Genomic DNA, 17,790 nt, shown 5'->3' with positions numbered 1-17,790 from the left:
TGTCTGCTTCATCTTCGCTCCTCAGGGGCTACGATGAACCAGCCATCCTCCGTTCGGGAAGACCCTCATTCTGTCCCACAGGTGCTGACGTCGGACAGTGATCTTGCTTCCGTAGGTACGTATGCGCAGTCGAAGGCTGGCGAGTACAGGCGATAGCCAGAGATCCGAAGATGCTGGCACTCTGACGCTTCGATGAAGGTGAGGGAGGACAGCCCTACAGGCTCCCTCCACAGCGCCTAATGCTGCTCGGCCGAGATGCCGAAGCGTGCATGGCAGAGCGAATGGCGCCACGCCGATCAAAAGGNAGGACAGCCCTACAGGCTCCCTCCACAGCGCCTAATGCTGCTCGGCCGAGATGCCGAAGCGTGCATGGCAGAGCGAATGGCGCCACGCCGATCAAAAGGCAAGCGTCACGTAGTAAAATGCGCTACGAGAAAATCTCAAATAAATTGATGGAGCTAATATGGACGAGGCCTCGTACGCTCTCATGGTCAATTTGACTGCGCAAATGGAAACTATGCGGACCGCAATGATTCAACTTGCAAGCAGCCATATCCGGTCGCTACCTATCTCGATGAAAGAGAGTGCCNGTCAATTTGACTGCGCAAATGGAAACTATGCGGACCGCAATGATTCAACTTGCAAGCAGCCATATCCGGTCGCTACCTATCTCGATGAAAGAGAGTGCCTTGCTGGAATTGCAAGATGCTATGAGTGAAATACCGATGCCAAAAAGTCCCTCACGGGAAGGTGAGGACACCTTCCATAAAAACGTTCGATCTGTCGTTCCAGGGCATGCTCAGTTGTTTGTGCAAGAGCTTCGGCGGGAGCTTTCTAAAACGAACTAATATCGGAAGGGATCATTCTCAGCCTGACCTTGATCATGAATTAAGCTGAGTTGGCGACCTGCGACTCGGATTGCGTACCCGAGCGCGCCACATCGGAGGTATGATCCACTGAAATAAGGAACTTTAAAAATGAGCGACGAAGTCAAAAGACTACAAATCCCCCTAGAGAACGCAACAAGTGCTCCAATCATCTTCCTGGATGAGGCGCCGGTCTTCGGTATGCACGGGGCAGTAGGCCACGTCGCACTTACTGCGGCCATCCAAGACGAAGACGGACAAGGGGGCNGGCCAGGCCCCGACGAAGACTACAAATCCCCCTAGAGAACGCAACAAGTGCTCCAATCATCTTCCTGGATGAGGCGCCGGTCTTCGGTATGCACGGGGCAGTAGGCCACGTCGCACTTACTGCGGCCATCCAAGACGAAGACGGACAAGGGGGCGTGACTGCGAGGCGGGTCGTTGTCGCCCATCTACGCGGCACAGTGGAGGCCTTTGCGTCACTTCGTAATGCGATCAACGGAATGGAATTGATCCTCACAGGNCCTCCTAGAGAACGCAACAAGTGCTCCGATCATCTTCCTGGATGAGGCGCCGGTCTTCGGTATGCACGGGGCAGTAGGCCACGTCGCACTTACTGCGGCCATCCAAGACGAAGACGGACAAGGGGGCGTGACTGCGAGGCGGGTCGTTGTCGCCCATCTACGCGGCACAGTGGAGGCCTTTGCGTCACTTCGTAATGCGATCAACGGAATGGAATTGATCCTCACAGGACCAGCGCGACCTGAGGGACCGACGAATTAATTGGCATTAGCGGGATGCTGGCAGGCTTGGGCGTGATTTTAGCGGAAAAGCCTTGCCGTACCGGCTGGCGGTCGTCCTGGGGGCATTCTGGAGCACATAGGAGCCGATGAAGTGTGCCAAGCGCACTCACATATTCGAGCGATGAGCGAGCCGAGCGCCACTTACCCTTACGTTTTAGAAGTTCAGCCGAACCCACACGCCAAAGGGAGTTGGCAATGGGCTATTCGGCAAAATGGTAAGCTTATTCAACGATCGGATCGCGCGGCGAACGCCGAATTAACCGCACGCGCGCGGGGGTTAGAGCAAATCGAGAAGCTGATCCACGGCGCATATGACGAGCGGCGGTAAAACGCTCAAGGCTGCGTGGAACACATAGCGCAAGAGTGTCTGAAATACGATTGTTTTGCCGACAGACACCGCCGCATGCGGCTAGGTCTGAGAAGAATGGCAAACGGAAGTTCTCCGAACGTCTGGATTACGGCTTAAGCGACTGTAATCCGTCCTGAGGCTCTCTTGCATTTGTCGTATATCCTGCAGCTGAGCCAGAATTTAATGTTTGATAGCGCCAGAAATATTGCGGTCAACTACATATCTATCTTATGCGATTTGCGAATTTCATGGCGGAAGTAATGACAAAGCTTTATCTCGACTTTGACGATGGTCGTTCCCAGCTTAGGGATGAGGACGGCATCGACTATCCCGACGAAAAGGCTGCTCGGACTGAGGTTCTAAAAGTCCTCTCCGAGATCGCCAAAGATGCTGTGCCGAAAAGCGATCAGCAGGTGCTCACAGCAACGGTCCGTAACGCGTCCGGAGATACCGTATACAGCGCAAAGGTCACGGTGTCGGGCGGGTGGCATAAACCACGCCATCCATGAGGTTTCTCGTTCCTCAACGGCTATGATCTTCGACCAACCCCATACGATTTGCCACACAAGCGGAGATATTTGAGGTAACTGAAACCTTTGGCCTTGCAGTCGCTTAGGTCGTCACACCGACCGGAGGGCATGGCCCAGGAGGGCACATGCTCAATCCGTTCATTCAGAAGCTTGGACGCTGTTTCGTACTCTCAGGAGCCGAAGAAAAGGCCCTGACGGGAGCGAGTGAGCGCCTTCGCGATGTCCAAGCTCGGACTGCACTTATCTTGGAGGGAGACGTGCCCGATCACGTCCACCTGATCCAGAAAGGCTTCGCCTGCCGCTACAAGGTGCTTCCAGACGGCGGACGGTCGATCGTTGCCTTCCTGATCCCGGGAGATTTCTGCGACCTAAACGTGTCCATCCTTGGGACGATGGATCACTGCATCGGAGCGATCAGTTCCTGCGATGTGGTGCGTATTCCGCGCTCAGTCATGAATGAACTCAGTGGGAACTATCCGATCTTAAGCCGCGCCCTGCAGTGGGCTGGCTTGGTCGATGAGGCGATCCTTCGGGAATGGCTGGTGTGCATGGGACGTCGCTCTGCGGACGAGCAGGTCGCCCATCTATTCTGTGAGTTCCTAATCCGCCTCCAGGTGGTCGGCCTCGCGACCGAGAACAGCTACCACTTCCCCTTGACCCAAGCAGATCTCGCCGATGCAACGGGGCTCTCGAATGTACATGTCAACCGGGTGCTGCAGGAGTTGCGAGGTCTGAAGCTGGTTGTGTTCAAAGAGCGGCGTGTCACCCTACCCAACGTCGCGGCCATCCAAAGCTATGCAGGCTTTAACCCGAACTACCTGCACCTGCATCCGAAGGCTCCGCCTTACCCTGCTGTGTGAGGTACCAGACCGTTCCCAAGGGACAGGAAACCACACCCATTTGTTAAATTTTTTGTTGGGTACGCGCATATAACATAACGCATCGCGGCCATACCCCCGGCCTTCCGCGCCTGTGAGACCTCGCGTGCTCCCGCCTGCTGTACGTGGAGAGCCCTGTGCCTCGCTACTTCTTCGACATCCACGACGGCCAGACGCTCCGCGACGAAGAGGGCATGGACCTCCCTGGACCTGAGGACGCGGCCCGTCATGCGAAGACCGTCCTGCCGGAGATCGCAGCATACGAGGTGCCTAAGGACGGCGAGCACCAAGCCTTCTCGGTGCTGGTGACGGACGAAGATGGGCATCCCATCTACTCGGCCGCCGTGACGTACACCGGCACGTGGCTGATCCGATGAGTGAGCCTCCCCCGATTGAGCCTCGCCGCTTCCCTCAGTATTGCGCCACTCTACTGGACACGGACGGTCATGTAGCGACCCAGATCCCCATTACGGCATCCGACGATGAGGAAGCCAGAGCGAAGGCAAAGGCCCTCGTAGATGGACATGCTATCGATTTGTGGGACGAATTCCGGTTCATCGAGCGATTCGAACCGCCTTAGTGTCAGTGCGGTAGCGCGGTTGCAATCTGCTACTGGTGCGCCATCACGCTCTTGTCGCCGAATCAGCATCAACAGAGCCATATGCCACCTCACGAACCGCTTGCAGGCATCGACGGCGCAGCTCTGGGTCTGTGATGCGGATGTAAGCATCGAGCAGTTCCAGGCACTCGCGACTTAAGGTGGGATCGGTCAATTGAACTGAGTTGTTCGCGCCGTGCACTGCGCTCGAAGTTTCGCTTGGGTCCCGCAACTCGGCGGCGGGTATTCCGAGCTGCTCGGCGATGCGATGCTGAAGGTCCTCGCTACGGCTCAAGCCAGTTCGGTCCTGTGCGCCTGCCTCCGCCGCAGACAAGAAGAGCCCCGCCCCCTCACAGCCATCGAGCTTGCGGCCCATTTTTTCGTCCCTAATTGCATGCAAAATGCGGCCAAGCATGTCTACCCTACCGGACATGCAAACGCGATAGTGCAAAGACACCAGTAGGGCGCTTGCCTCTTACCCCCATTTGTTAATATTTTATCGGCTAGGTTCGGTACCAGTTCAGACCGAGATGTAGGACGTTAGAGGGTCTGATGGCGCGACGGGATACATGCGCAGTTGAGGCTTCACAGATCGTCCTACAGGACGCGATCGATGCCTCAGACATTATCGGGCGTTGGGATTGGGACATCCCCAATGATCGTCTGTACGCTGATGCAACAGTCGCTCTGCTCTTCAGCGTCGATCCCGTGATGGCGCGGGGCGGAGTTCCGCTGAGCCTGTTCCTGGAAGCCATCCATCCAGACGATAGGGCAAAAACTGCCGAGGTCATCGCGAGAAGTGTCAAGGCGGGTCAATCCTACGTGCAGGAGTACCGCGTTCATTCGGCCGATGGAGCTAGGAGGTGGGTTTTAGCGCGCGGCCTTATCGAACTGGACGAGACAGGCCAGCCCCGGCGGGGGACAGGGTTCCTGATCGACATTACCCAGAATCGGGTTGATGAAGCTGCTTATTCAGCTGGAATGCCTGAATGCTCAAGCCATCCCTTGGAAGAAGCGGCCGAGCATTGCCTAGCCGCCCGAGGCGCCATCCAGAAGCTCTCGGACCCTCTTCTCCAAAGCATGATTGATATGCTTTTGCTGGAGCTTGGACGTCGTCTGTCGAAACTTGAAAACGAGCAGCGCAGGGCGCGGATGAATTGATCTACGAGAACGAGTACCTATGGAACGCTACTTCTTCGACGTGAGGATGCTCACCTCATGGTGGACGACGATGGCAAGGAGCTGACAGGAGCCGACGCAATCGCTAAAGCCGCTATGAGCTGATGACCAACAACGAACGCGAGCTTTCCGTGACCGTTCGGACTGAGGCAGGGGAGCCGATCTATCGAGCGTCCGTCACAGTGACGGCCGGGTGGTTGGCTAGTGCAGGCAGCAGCAGATCTGGTGCGCTCAAGGATCAGGCTGAGAGCAGCCTCATGTAGCCGCATAGATCATTGAAGTCGAGAAATTGATCATTGCGCCTACGACGCGGAGTCGTCCTCTTTATCGAATGACCGCCTGAAGCGTGGCGCAAACGCGATACCGCTGGGCATTACACTGCCTTGACCATACGATCTGCGACACGCCCTTTATAAGTCCCTGACACGGAACGGAGAGTATGCTCGTTCTGCGAGAAGCGGGAGCTGATCACCGAAGGATCTCGTCCTAGCATTTCCATTTTGGCTCAGGCTCCCCACTATTCCGCAGGATCGTCCGCTCACGCTCGCAGGCCACAATGCGGTTACGACGAGCTACACGCTTAGCATGCTCAGCCGCGCCAGGTGAGATCGGAGCGCGAGTGGTATGAGCTGCCATAGGCAAAGCGCACGTTGCTGCGCTGATAAGCCGAAAATCGCATGCGTACACCGGCCAAGGGGAGAGTAACCCGATGACAGCTCTAATCGTAGCAGCCATCGAAGCAGCGGACGCAGTTATGACGATGATACAAAGGATGATCTTTCCTACTTTTGCTATTTGTCTTGATACAGAAAAATATACACCATTTGTAAGATACAGCTGACATGAGACATTCCCCCACTAGGTATTGGATGAAGGCGCGTTTGGCGCGATAACTCATCAGAAAGCGATGATCTCGCCCTTACGCACGAGTTCCTTTTTTGAAGTTAGGCGTAGGGCGTTCCACCTTTACCCTTGCCATTTAGGATGAGCGGCCTGAGAATGATCAAAGCATCTCAGGGGTTATCAGGGTGCTGAACTGAGCAAATCTCTTGGAGTTAGCCGACGACAGCTATACTGTAAAGAAGCTTAATATGAGCGCCTAATCAGTCCCTTTAGAGATCATGCACCCTCAACTCTGGCATACTTGCACAGCTCCGAGCAACGCACTTTTCTTCGGGCTGCGGTGTATCCTTGAACTCCCGAAACAGACAGAAAGAACCTGCAAAGCTCTTCGATAGGTAGCTTATCGAAGTGTGAAGGGAGGGGGGACTTCTATAAGGGTACTCTCAGTTTTGACGCTGAGCGAGCGCTCGCCCAATAGCAAAGAGCAGCATTTCGGTGATTCGACGTAAACCCGTATATCCGCCCGACGCAAGGGCCATATGAGTCTCCAGGCAGCGATCCGCAGCATGCGCAAGGGGATCTTCACCAACCCTGCTCAGAAATGCAGCTGATATTAAGTCAGTATTGTGGCTATCGGTTGTGTCGATATAAGCTCCTAAGCCCTTCATAGCTCCTGAATCGTCAGTTGAAAGAGTGCCTCTGTTAAGTACCCACCGTACATCCCCTGTCGATGTTACCACTCGAAACTCTGCTGAGAAGGGTCCGCCAGTCTGACGTACTCGACGAATGTGTTCAAAAAGCCATGTTTGATCGTCGGGATGCGTAGCTCCAAGCGCGACTTCCAACGGAAGTGGTCGCCCTGATAGTCCGACATTACCAGCGAGTAGCGCGGCAGCACCCTCGTCAAGAATTGATCTCCCTTCAACGACATCTGTCTTCCAAACGCCAACCAGTCCCGCCGCCCTCAAAGCGGGAGCCGCTTCAGCGATCGACTGCATCCAATCCTCCCGCAATTGATTGTTGCTTGAGATGGTGGACACATGTCGGAAAAAAACTATCCCTAGTTGGAATTTTCTAATTCACGAGTTTGTGATCAAGACGAAATTTCGCAATAAATTGCCTGACTAGCAGGGATTAAATCTCATTGCTCATTTTATATTCACTTTGGAGACTTTGTCTGGCCAATCGTTTTATTGAGGAATGGTGTCAGCCGCTGTGTCTCCCCCCAACGTAAAGGCGACGCCTAACTCGTTGGGGCTTCGCCATGCGACACGCGCTCGCTTCGTCTCTGCGTCAACGACTAGAAGAAATTCGTCCGGTACACCGAGAACGCTCAACACCTTCAGGCGCGCGCCCCCATCTGACCTGTTAATGACAGTGCACGAGATGTGTAAGCCAAATTCCGGCTTGATTAGCGCGAACCCAGTTGCTGCATATCGCACACTCGATCTCTTCTCGTGCATCTGGTAGTCACTGTCAGCGATCAAAGAGATTTTCGCCAAGCATCTATCTGCCCAATTATCTGAAGTCATAGCTTTGATATTCTAGAAATCTGCATTAATCATACTACCTATTATTACATGTAAATATTACGTCGCGGTTGTCGCAGTCATACCAAGCATCGATAGACTCGTCGGTACGTGAAACTGATGTGCACGGCACAGCTTTATCGAAGGAGATGGAGCATAGGACAAATTCCTCCGGGATAATATCGGCATTTATCAGGATCAATCTTGCACCAAGATCGGTAGCATCTTGTATGACGCAGCCCTTGTAACTATGTTCATCAACTGAAATAAAACCAAATACATCTTCGCTGTTGGGTTCGAGGTGGTCCCACGCTTTTACAGCCATCCGGTTCCCTCGCATCGTTCGTGCGAAAAAGGGTTCTCGAGTGCCTCTGTCGCTCCCAAACTCTTAGATAAGGGCGAATAAGGCAATTAAAATGCGAATCTCGAGCGTTTTTAGGGTGTATGTCGGAGGTGGTCGTAATCTTGCAATGTCTTAACCCACGTTGACCATGCAGCCCACATCACCCCGCTCATTTTAGTGCCTCATCATTATTGTTTCTGCTATCTCCACAGAGCTGAAGAGGTGCAATGAGAGCGATTTATAGGGTCCACACTACAGACGATACACGTCATATGGGTCCTACTCCTGCTACCTGTATGAGCTGATGGACCACTACGGGATTGGCTGGCTGCGTTTGGAGCACGGCGTCACGGGCGATTACAGAACGCTGGACCGCTGAGTTCTTGTTTGCGCGACGCAGAGCGGGAAACGTGTGTGTGTTCTGCAAGTCTTAGCTTGGGGATTGCTTCAGTCTTTAAGCGGTAAAAAGAATTTAAAAAGGAGACTAAAGAGGCTTCGCGTACGACCGACGTCATGGTCTGCGCGAAGCTTTCCCCGCTTTCTCACGGAGGCTCTGGAGTTTTGTTAGAAAAAATCGCCTTTCAGTTGAGTTTTAAACCTGAAAACGCATGGATCGTTAACCTGTGCGGCTTGATCCTCAGAATGTCATCTCCTTGCAAGAACCGCGCGCGAGCGGTCATGCTGTCCGATAAGGCCCTTAATGTATCCGTTATTGGAGAATGAGTCTGAACGGCTTGCAGTCCTTCAGGATCTGAAGGTGCTCGACACGCCTGATGAGACACATTTTGATGCGGTGTGCCGGACAGCACAAGTCTTGTTTTCGACCCCGATCGCATTCGTGTCGCTGGTGGATAAGAATCGACAATGGTTTAAGGCTCGTTGCGGAATTGACGTCAAGGAAACGCCACGGAGCATGGCCTTCTGCAACTACGCAATCCTTTCGGATAATGTCCTCGTCATTGAGGATGCACTAGACGATCCTCGGTTTTCGGAAAACCCTCTTGTCACGGGGCCGCTCGGCGTTCGGTTTTATGCCGGAGCGCCCCTAATCCTGCACCAGGGCATACGCCTCGGGACGCTATGCCTGATGGACGTCCAACGGCGTTCCTTTTCTGCAGAGCAGGTCCGACAGTTTCAGGATCTTGCGAACATCGTGGTGGCCCATCTGCGCCTGCATGAGGCTCGGAACCAGATTGGGCGAGATCTAGAGGTGCTCCAATCCGCACAAGCTAAGCTGCGGGAAGCAGCCGATTATCAACTTCTTGTCGAGCAGGTCGGAGGCATCGGATATTGGCAGTACAATTTGAATTCTGGAAAGGCCACATGGTCTCCTAGCATGCGACGGCTCGTTGGTCATGAGATGCTCGACGGTGAACTATCTTTAAATGACCTAATCCAATTTCTGCACCCCGACGAACACTGCGACCTGTTCGCGGCTTTCGATACCCGGAACGCCGAAGTCAACGGGATGGCCCTAATGCCTTTCGACCGGCAGCGTCGTCTTGTTAGAGCCGATGGCGAAGTTAGGACTGTTATTTCCCGTGGCTTGCCGCAGCACGACGAAACGGGCGCGGTCGTCGCTCTCCTAGGCGTGTGTGTCGACATCACCGATCTCGTGCGTTCCGAGGAGCAGCTGCGCGGGGTCAGCACTCTACTTCGTGTAACGTTGGAGAATATGGACCAGGGCATCCTGATGGTCGGCGCGGACAACCGTGTCCTTGTTCACAATCAGAAGGCAAGGGATTTGCTCGGTCTTTCAGAGGCTCTGCTCCATGAGGGAGCGCGGTTCGATCTCCTGCAGCAGCATCAGGTTGACCGTGGCGAGTTTTGCAAGGTCGATGGCGAACTCCGGCATTGGCTAGAGAGTGGTGCCCTGGGAACCACGGCCGGCACCTATGAGCGGGACCGCCCCAACGGAATCTCAATCGAGGTACGATCTGTGCCCTTGCCGAGAGGTGGATTGGTCCGGACCTTCACCGACATCACGGAGCGTAAGCGGCGTGAGGCAGCCCTTCGCCTCGCCGAAGCCGAGTACCAGACGCTATTTCAGAACGCGGTCGTCGGCGTCTACCGAGCGAACCTCGATGGCACGCTTGTCCGGGCGAACCAGGCTCTCGCGAAACTCCACGGATACAGCGACCCGACTAGTGCGACGGCATCCGGCAACGGCTTCACCCATGATTGGTACGTCGACCGCAACCGGAAGGACGAGTTCATGCGTCTCCTGTTGAGGCACGGCAGGGTCGATGACTTTGTCTCGGAGGTGACTGGTCACGCGACCGGTGAACCGATTTGGGTATCAGAAACGGCATGGCTGGTGCGTGATGCTGATGGATGCCCATTCTGTTTCGAGGGCACAGTCGTGGACGCGACGGAGCGAAAGCGCGCCGAGGCACAGATCGAGCACATGGCGCGGCATGATGCCCTGACGGGCTTGCCCAACCGCAGGCAGTTCCAGGAACGACTGACCCAGGAGCTGGTCCATGCGCAGCGGCAAGGGACCTCAGTCGCTGTCCTATGCTGCGACCTCGATCGCTTCAAAACGGTTAACGACACCTTTGGACATCCGGCCGGCGATGCCCTCCTGTGCACCTTGGCTGATCGCATGCGGCGATCCCTGCGTCCGGGGGACATGGTTGCTCGTCTAGGAGGCGATGAGTTCGCGATCATCCTGCTGGGTCGAAGCCATCCGCACGGTGTGGGAGCCGCGGCGAAGCGTGTCATCGAGGTAGTAGGTCAGCCCGTGGACATCGATGGGCACCTGACGAATGTGGGTGTTAGCATTGGTGTCGCGATCGGATTGGACGACGGTGATCGCGCCGAGCTTCTGTTCAAGAACGCTGACATCGCGCTGTACCGGGCCAAGGAAGCGGGTCGTCACACGTGCCGCTTCTACGAGGCCGGGATGGATATGGCGGTCGCGTCCCGTAATTTGCTCGAAATCGATTTGAAGGATGCCGTCCGCAAGGGAGGTTTCGCGCTTCATTACCAACCGATCATTGATCTTGCGAGCGATACGCTCCGCGGTTTCGAGGCGCTACTGCGCTGGCAGCACGCGGAGAAGGGCATGATCTCACCGGCCGCTTTCATTCCCCTAGCCGAGGAGACCGGCCTGATTGTCGAGCTCGGAGCTTGGGCGTTGCGTGATGCGTGTCGGGAGGCGGTATCGTGGTCCGCCGATCTTCGCGTTGGCGTCAACGTGTCAGCAGTTCAAATACAACATGTCGACTTCCACCAGCACGTGCTCGACGCTCTAGTTGAATCCGGACTCGCGCCGGAACGACTTGAGCTAGAGATTACGGAGAGCGTGCTTGTGAAAGATACCGAGGCGGCTATTTCGTGCTTGCATCGCTTACGAAGAATTGGTGTCCGACTGGCGATTGACGATTTTGGTACCGGCTACTCCTCACTTAGCTATTTGTGTCTGTTCCCATTCGACAAGATCAAGATAGACCGATCGTTCATCCAGGATGCCTGCGCATCGACGTCCGGCGCCATCGTCCGCGCCGTGGTGGGCTTGGGCAAGCACCTTGGGGCAACCATTACGGCCGAAGGGGTCGAGACGCAGTCGCAGCTCGACTGGGTTCGAAGCGAAGGTTGCTGCGAGGTCCAGGGCTTCATCTTCGGGAGGCCGGTACCACCGAGTGTCATTAGAGGCATGATGCAGTCAGTCGAGGCTGCAAATGCGCAGCAGCATGAGGCGATGGATTACTTGTCGCACTGTGAGCGGCGATCTCTACTCAATGCCTAATCGTGTGGCTCCGCCCGAGCGAAACTAGATGCCCCCGTGATCGCTCAATGATCAAACGCATTGCCAAGACGGAGTGGCCGCGTACAGAATGAAGCAGTAAGTCGCGGCGGCACGTCTATCGCGTGATGGTGTGCACACTATGCACATCGCGGTCGATACGGCTCTCGACGTTGACATTGTGTTCAGCCGTAAGAGCATGGATTTGCTCGAACGATGAACCTTAAAGTGGTCCGTGTCGCGGCATAGTCCTTTGTGGGCCGCACGAAGCTCCATACCATAGCCGGCTCTCCCGTTCGATAACGGGTACGAGCGTCATGAACCGGAATTTTCCAGAATTTCCGGCTCGTTGGTGTGACATTGCCCCAAGCATGTGTTCATGATTCATTGATAAGTAGTAGGTTGTAAACCGGCGGCGCGTGATCCGCGTCTCTTTGATTGGTGGGATCGGTTCGCCGACGCCGCGCCCTGACCGTTTGATGAGCGAACGGTCAGGGCGCGGCGTCGGCAGACGTTCCTGTTAAGGTGCAGGATCTTAATATAACGCGTGCTTACCCTCGCGCGAAGTTACAATCCGGGTGTCATGAGCCCAATCAACCGACCGAAGGGGCTTCTTCGTGGCGGCGTACCCTTTGAGTTATTCAAGATATTTTGAGCAACGAACAATGTCAGACATAGATAAAGACGGTAGCATAGATACGATCGGCAACCGTATCAAATCTCTACGCCGTTCAGTCGGCCTCAGCCAGGCCAATCTCGGCCAGAGTCTGGGCGTAACGTTCCAACAGATCCAGAAATACGAAAGCGGACGAAGCAGAATCGCGGCCGATAAGCTTCAGCGGATCGCTCAGGCTCTAAACGTCGACGTCAATTACTTCTACGACACGCGCAGCGGGGAGGCTCCATCTGAGAAAGAGGCCACTCGGACCCAGACATGGCCGACGCCTGAGGGGATCCTGTTCAACGAGCATTTTGACAAGATCAAGGACCCACGCGCCCGGTATCTGCTCTCCGAGCTTGCTCGCGTGCTTTGCGAGATCGAGTCAGGAAAACAACCGTAACAACGATCGGCATCGCCCTCCGAGGCAGCCCGAGGGCCCGAAACGGGAGGATGTGATGTCCCGGTTGCGCGTGGACGACGAGGCCTTTGGTGCATACATCGCACTCGATCTTTCAGCGCTCGCGCCAGGCCTTCGCGATTTGGTCGGTTAGGGGTTTGACAAGGTAGGAAAGGACGGAGCGTTCCCCCGTCTGTACAAAGGTCTCTACCGGCATACCGGGCACGAGCCGTGCCTTGCCCAAGCGATCACGTTCAGCGTCAGGAACACGGATCCGAGCAGTGTAGTAGCTTACACCGGTCTTCGAGTCCTGGCTGACATCCGCGGAGATGCGGCTGACCATTCCGCCGATCTCGGGCGTAACACGCTGGTTGAAGGCAGCGAAACGGAGCACGGCTTTCTGGTCAAGGTAGATGTTATCTATATCTTGAGGTTGGATGCGCAGCTCGACAGCGAGCGTATCCGCATCAGGCACGATCAGCATTGCGGGCTCACCCGGAATGACCAAGCCACCTACTGTATGGACGGTCATCTGATGCACGACGCCGTCTTGGGGTGCACGCAGGTTCGTCCGGTTCAGCTGGTCGAGGGCGGCGACCCGTTTCTCCGATAACTCGGACCAACGCCCACGGATTTCGGCGAGTTCCTTGCCCGTCTCGCTTCGCATGTCCTGATCAATCTGAAGGATCTGCAGCTCAGTCTCCGTGATCTTACCGTTCGCCTGCGCCTGGGCGGCGACGAGTTGCCCGCGCTCGCCGCCCAGGCGGGCCGCATCGCGCTCCAATGCTGTCACTCGTGAAACGGCCACAAGATTTCGGGCCCAGAGCTCGCGAACACCGACGAGTTCATCACCGATGAGGGCAATCTCGCGGGCCTTGGCAGCAGCTTGCTCAACAAGACCATTAATTTCCTGGCGAATCTGAAGGATACGCTGCTGCAACTGAGCCTTCTGACCTTCACGCCCTGATCGACGCGTATCAAATAGGCGGCGCTCTCCGTCGATCAACTGTGCCACGGCCGGCTCATCGCGCCTACGCCGTGTCAGCTCGTCGGGGAAGTCGATGGTCGCCAGACTATCGCGCTCCGCCTCATTGCGGGCGCGGCGGGCCGTCAATTCGTCCATGGCCTTCAAAATGATGTCGAGGTTCGCGCGGATCTGGGTCTCGTCCAACGTGATCAGGACATCCCCGAGTGAGACGCGCATGCCGTCTCGGACGTGAATCTCGCTCACAACACCACCTGTCGGGTGCTGGACCTTCTTTACGTCGCTCTCGACGACGAGTTGCCCTGAGCTTACCACGGCCCCGTGGATCTCGGTCAGTGCCGCCCATCCGCCGATGCCAAAGACAAGGACGGCGATGATGCCGGAGACTACGGTCAAGTGCCGGCCGATCGATTGGTCCGCCTCGGAGTGCCGGGGGCCGTTGGCGTCCGTGGGCAGCGACCCAGCCGCCATGCCGTTCAGAGTCATGCTGCTCGAGGTCATGCGGAAGCCTTTAAGTTCGTCTCGGCCGATTTCGAGGTGGCGTTGATGTTGCGCTTCGGGCCGCGCACGTTGGGAAAAGCCGTCGGGCGAAAATTCGTCTTCAGCACCTCGTTCTTACGGCCAAAGGCGAGTGCCCGTCCCTCTTCCATGACGAGCACGAGATCGACGGCGGCGAGGACGCTGGGATGATGAGCAACCACTACGACGATACCGCCGCGCATACGCACGCCGAGGAGGGCATGCGTTAGTGCAGCTTCCCCGGCTTCGTCCAGGTTGGCGTTCGGTTCGTCGAGAACGACGAGGAAAGGATCCCCATAAAGTGCGCGTGCGAGGCCGATCCGCTGGCGTTGCCCCGCCGAGAGCCCCGCTCCGCCGGGGCCGATGCGAGTTTCATATCCATCGGGCATCCGAAGGATCAGCTCGTGTACGCCGGCGCTCCGGCTGGCCGCGACGACGGCTTCGGCATTCGGGTCCGTTGCCAGCCGCGCGATGTTTGACGCGATGGTACCGGCGAAGAGCTCGACATCCTGAGGGAGGTAGCCGACGTGGCGACCCAGGCTGCTGCCGCCCCGCTGATCGAGGGTGGCGCCATCGAGACGGATCGCCCCACGCAGCGGCGTCCAGACGCCAACGAGCGCCCGCGCTAGGGTGGATTTGCCGGATGCGCTCGGTCCGATGATGCCGACGCCCTCTCCCGCCTTGAGGCCGAAACTGACGTCGGAGACGATCGCGCGCGTTCCGCCCGGCGGCAGGATCGATGCGTTCTCCACAGTCAGCGACGTGACAGGGGCTGGTAGAGCAAGCGCCGGTTTGTCCGGGGTGAAGCGCGCCAGCATGTCATGCAGGCGCATCCAGCCTTGCCGGGCTGCAACAAACCCTTTCCAGTTGGCGATCGCGATCTCGGCCGGTGCTAGGGCCCGCGAGACGAGGATGGATGAGGCGATGATTATGCCGCCCGTGGCCTGCCCCTGAATGACCAGGTAGGCTCCGAGCGCCAGCACCGCAGATTGCAGTACCATGCGGAAGATCTTCGAGGTGGTCCCGAGACCTGCCGCGATGTCGGCGACGCGGCGCTGCCGCCTCATGTACACGTTGTTCTCCGCGTTCCAGATCTGCGCGAACTCCTTCTGCATGCCCATGGCCCGAAGAACCTCTGCGTTCTGGCGCCCAGCTTCGGAGAGGGCATTACGGCTCGCCCCATGATGGGTGGCTTCACGCTGGGGCCGGCGTGTCAACAACTCGGTGAGGAGAGTCAGTGCCGCCAAGACGAGAGCGCCAGCCAGCCCCGCGATACCGATCAGTGGATGGAACAGGAAGCAGATCCCAAGGTAGATCGGCATCCAAGGCAGGTCGAAGATTGCCGTTGGGCCGAGGCTCGAGAAGAAATTGCGGATCTGATCGAGGTCCCTCAGCGGCAGGAGTCCATCTCCGCCAGCCGGTGCCTCAAGAGGATGGCGCACCACCATGTCGAATACCCGCCCAGACAAGGCCTCGTCCAACGAGCTGCCAATCCGGGCTAAGACCCGCGCCCGGATGGTCTCGATGAGACCCTGAAACAGGAACAGTGTCAGCGTCAGCATACCAAGTCCGATGAGCGTCGGAATTGAGCGTGCCGGGATGACCCGGTCATAGACCTCAAGCATGAAGAACGATCCCGTCAGGTACAGGATGTTGATGATGCCGCTCATGACGCCGACGCCAAAGAACGCGCGACGGCAGCGGAGAAGTGCGGTTCTGAGCTCAGCATTCTGATGAAGTCGCATCGGAGTTCGCCTGTTTGCCTTAGGTAATCACCCACCAAGCGAGGTTTCTCGCCTTAAGCGCTAAGCTCGGAACACTCATTGGGCGCTGTTTCGGCTACTGGTGCGCCGCATAACACCTAAGACGATCTGTAGGATATTAAAACTATCCTAACGTCTCGCGGCTTAATCGCTGAAAAAGCCGCTATTCCCTCTGAAAATTTGTTCTTTACTGACTTCGTTAGTGAGGTATTAAGCTTGCCAAGCGTGAACCTCTGCTGTTGATCAATTTGGAGCCCAAGTCCCACCGAAACATACTTGAAAGGGAAATATTCGTATGTAGGTTGATAATTGTGAGTGAGAGGCCCGGCCAACACCGCGTCCTCATCAGGATTGTCCGGTCTGAAGTGTAACCAGCCGTTGGATATCGATCCGCGGGCGCACCTAGAGAGAATAGCTATGGCAAGCACCCAAACGTTCGAGGCATCGTCTGGTCGCTCGGGCAGTTCGCTGATTATCGATGGGTTCGTTTATGCTCAGCGGAACGGATCTGGATCCGCAACGGGAACACTTTCAGTCAATCGGGAGTTTTTAGAGCAGGATGCGAGCCTGAAAACCAGCTCAGTTTCGGGGTATCTATCAATATCTCGCCAAACCGGTACGGTATTCGATTTAAACGCGTTATCGATCAGAGCAGACGTAAGTCTTTTATCGGGCGTTGTCTTCATCGGTTACAGGAATGGTGTCGAAGTTGTTTCTGCTTCGTCCGGGGATCTGCTCAATCTCGGCCTACTCCTTGGAGAAACTCGGTATCAGTTTAGCTCCGCATGGCAAAACCTGACGGAAGTCAGGGTATTTAGAGGAAGCGTTTTAGATGTTTCACTTGGACAGTTAGGTTTTGGAATCGACGATGTTACCCTGACGGTTGATACAGTCGCGCCCGGTGCACCAACCATCACCACCGCGGCCGGTCTCACCGCCGACGCCACCCCGACCATCACGGGGACGGCCGAGGCCGGTTCTACCGTCACCATCTCGGACAACGGCACCGTGCTCGGCACTGTGGTCGCTGGTACGAACGGCGTCTTCAGCTTCACCCCGGCCGCCGACCTAGCCCAGGGTGCCAATAGCTTCACCGCCACCGCACGCGATCTTGCCGGCAACGTCTCGGCACCCTCTACCGCCGTCGCTCTCACCATCGACAGCCTTGCCCCCGGTGCGCCAACCATCACCACCGTGGCCGGTCTCACCGCCGACGCCACCCCGACCATCACGGGGACGGCCGAGGCCGGTTCTACCGTCACCATCTCGGACAACGGCACCGTGCTCGGCACCGCCGTTGCCGGCACGAACGGCACGTTCAGCTTCACCCCGGCTACCGACCTGGCTCAGGGTGCCAACAGCTTCACCGTCACCGCACGCGATCTCGCCGGCAACGTCTCGGCACCATCCACTGCCGTCGCTCTCACCATCGACAGCCTTGCGCCCGGTGCACCAACYATCACCACCGCGGCCGGTCTCACCGCCGACGCCACCCCGACCATCACGGGGACGGCCGAGGCCGGKKCYACCGTCACCATCTCGGACAAYGGCACCGTGCTCGGCACTGTCCACCCCGACCATCACGGGGACGGCCGAGGCCGGKKCYACCGTCWCCATCTCGGACAAYGGCACCGTGCTCGGCACYGYCGTTGCCGGCACGAACGGCGTGTTCAGCTTCACCCCGGCTACCGACCTGGCTCAGGGTGCCAACAGCTTCACCGCCACCGCACGCGATCTCGCCGGCAACGTCTCGGCCTCCTCTACCGCCGTGGCCCTGACCATCGACAGCCTTGCGCCCG

Annotated in this window: 13 protein-coding genes; 8 read left to right on the top strand and 5 right to left on the bottom strand. The window is 56.9% G+C overall.

All coding sequences use genetic code 11. The annotated features are described in order from the left end of the window. Nucleotides 1-590: 590 nt before the first annotated feature. The 4 genes from ASF58_RS26885 to ASF58_RS15805 form a co-directional block, all read left to right on the top strand. Nucleotides 591-848, top strand: a 258-nt coding sequence (locus ASF58_RS26885; protein WP_210166880.1) for a hypothetical protein, incomplete at its 5' end; no start/stop codon positions are given. Between the two features lie 1,418 nt (nucleotides 849-2,266). Next, entirely contained in the window at nucleotides 2,267-2,527 is a 261-nt protein-coding gene (locus ASF58_RS26025; protein WP_156375732.1) for a hypothetical protein, read from the top strand. Between the two features lie 146 nt (nucleotides 2,528-2,673). Continuing rightward, nucleotides 2,674-3,408 (top strand): Crp/Fnr family transcriptional regulator, encoded by a 735-nt coding sequence (locus ASF58_RS15810; protein WP_055954392.1) that lies wholly within the window; start codon nucleotides 2,674-2,676, stop codon nucleotides 3,406-3,408. A gap of 155 nt (nucleotides 3,409-3,563) precedes the next feature. Next, nucleotides 3,564-3,803 (top strand): hypothetical protein, encoded by a 240-nt coding sequence (locus tag ASF58_RS15805; protein WP_055954390.1) that lies wholly within the window; start codon nucleotides 3,564-3,566, stop codon nucleotides 3,801-3,803. A 246-nt stretch (nucleotides 3,804-4,049) separates the two neighbouring features. Here ASF58_RS15805 and ASF58_RS26020 read toward each other — a convergent pair whose 3' ends face one another. Then, a complete protein-coding gene (locus ASF58_RS26020) occupies nucleotides 4,050-4,439 on the bottom strand; it encodes a hypothetical protein (RefSeq protein WP_162242067.1) in 390 nt (129 codons plus the stop codon). 137 nt (nucleotides 4,440-4,576) lie between these two features. Here ASF58_RS26020 and ASF58_RS25145 point away from each other — a divergent pair, with 137 nt between their 5' ends. Next, on the top strand, nucleotides 4,577-5,185 hold the full coding sequence (locus tag ASF58_RS25145) for a PAS domain-containing protein (RefSeq protein ID WP_082513112.1): 609 nt from the start codon (nucleotides 4,577-4,579) through the stop codon (nucleotides 5,183-5,185). A 1,304-nt stretch (nucleotides 5,186-6,489) separates the two neighbouring features. On the opposite strand, the gene ASF58_RS25140 is transcribed toward ASF58_RS25145, so the two are convergent. Both ASF58_RS25140 and ASF58_RS27630 read right to left on the bottom strand, forming a co-directional pair. Beyond that, a complete protein-coding gene (locus ASF58_RS25140; RefSeq protein WP_082513111.1) occupies nucleotides 6,490-7,044 on the bottom strand; it encodes a PAS domain-containing protein in 555 nt (184 codons plus the stop codon). Nucleotides 7,045-7,236: 192 nt separating this feature from the next. After that, on the bottom strand, nucleotides 7,237-7,509 hold the full coding sequence (locus ASF58_RS27630) for a PilZ domain-containing protein (RefSeq protein WP_348271602.1): 273 nt from the start codon (nucleotides 7,507-7,509) through the stop codon (nucleotides 7,237-7,239). A 1,166-nt stretch (nucleotides 7,510-8,675) separates the two neighbouring features. Here ASF58_RS27630 and ASF58_RS15795 point away from each other — a divergent pair. Both ASF58_RS15795 and ASF58_RS15790 read left to right on the top strand, forming a co-directional pair. Further along, entirely contained in the window at nucleotides 8,676-11,669 is a 2,994-nt protein-coding gene (locus ASF58_RS15795; RefSeq protein WP_162242066.1) for an EAL domain-containing protein, read from the top strand. 662 nt (nucleotides 11,670-12,331) lie between these two features. Then, a complete protein-coding gene (locus ASF58_RS15790) occupies nucleotides 12,332-12,727 on the top strand; it encodes a helix-turn-helix transcriptional regulator (RefSeq protein WP_055954379.1) in 396 nt (131 codons plus the stop codon). A gap of 112 nt (nucleotides 12,728-12,839) precedes the next feature. On the opposite strand, the gene ASF58_RS15785 is transcribed toward ASF58_RS15790, so the two are convergent. Then, nucleotides 12,840-14,180: an HlyD family type I secretion periplasmic adaptor subunit gene (locus ASF58_RS15785; RefSeq protein ID WP_055954401.1), complete on the bottom strand. Its 1,341-nt coding sequence runs from the start codon at nucleotides 14,178-14,180 to the stop codon at nucleotides 12,840-12,842. 26 nt (nucleotides 14,181-14,206) lie between these two features. Continuing rightward, complete coding sequence (locus tag ASF58_RS15780) at nucleotides 14,207-15,973, bottom strand: type I secretion system permease/ATPase (protein ID WP_055954375.1); 1,767 nt, start codon at nucleotides 15,971-15,973, stop codon at nucleotides 14,207-14,209. Nucleotides 15,974-16,408: 435 nt separating this feature from the next. Between ASF58_RS15780 and ASF58_RS26015 the strand changes: the two genes are divergently transcribed. Next, on the top strand, nucleotides 16,409-17,790 hold a 1,382-nt coding region (locus tag ASF58_RS26015; RefSeq protein WP_244477358.1), incomplete at its 3' end, for an Ig-like domain-containing protein.

The sequence above is a fragment of the Methylobacterium sp. Leaf125 genome (assembly GCF_001423085.1).
Classification (GTDB): domain Bacteria; phylum Pseudomonadota; class Alphaproteobacteria; order Rhizobiales; family Beijerinckiaceae; genus Methylobacterium.
This window is presented reverse-complemented; position numbering and strand designations above follow the sequence as displayed.

Coding starts and splice junctions, on each gene's coding strand:
- ASF58_RS15810 (WP_055954392.1), top strand. CDS start 2,674: ATGCTCAATCCGTTCATTCAGAAGCTTGGACGCTGTTTCGTACTCTCA.
- ASF58_RS26025 (WP_156375732.1), top strand. CDS start 2,267: ATGGCGGAAGTAATGACAAAGCTTTATCTCGACTTTGACGATGGTCGT.
- ASF58_RS15780 (WP_055954375.1), bottom strand. CDS start 15,973: ATGCGACTTCATCAGAATGCTGAGCTCAGAACCGCACTTCTCCGCTGC.
- ASF58_RS15790 (WP_055954379.1), top strand. CDS start 12,332: ATGTCAGACATAGATAAAGACGGTAGCATAGATACGATCGGCAACCGT.
- ASF58_RS15785 (WP_055954401.1), bottom strand. CDS start 14,180: ATGGCGGCTGGGTCGCTGCCCACGGACGCCAACGGCCCCCGGCACTCC.
- ASF58_RS26020 (WP_162242067.1), bottom strand. CDS start 4,439: ATGCTTGGCCGCATTTTGCATGCAATTAGGGACGAAAAAATGGGCCGC.
- ASF58_RS25145 (WP_082513112.1), top strand. CDS start 4,577: ATGGCGCGACGGGATACATGCGCAGTTGAGGCTTCACAGATCGTCCTA.
- ASF58_RS27630 (WP_348271602.1), bottom strand. CDS start 7,509: ATGCACGAGAAGAGATCGAGTGTGCGATATGCAGCAACTGGGTTCGCG.
- ASF58_RS25140 (WP_082513111.1), bottom strand. CDS start 7,044: ATGCAGTCGATCGCTGAAGCGGCTCCCGCTTTGAGGGCGGCGGGACTG.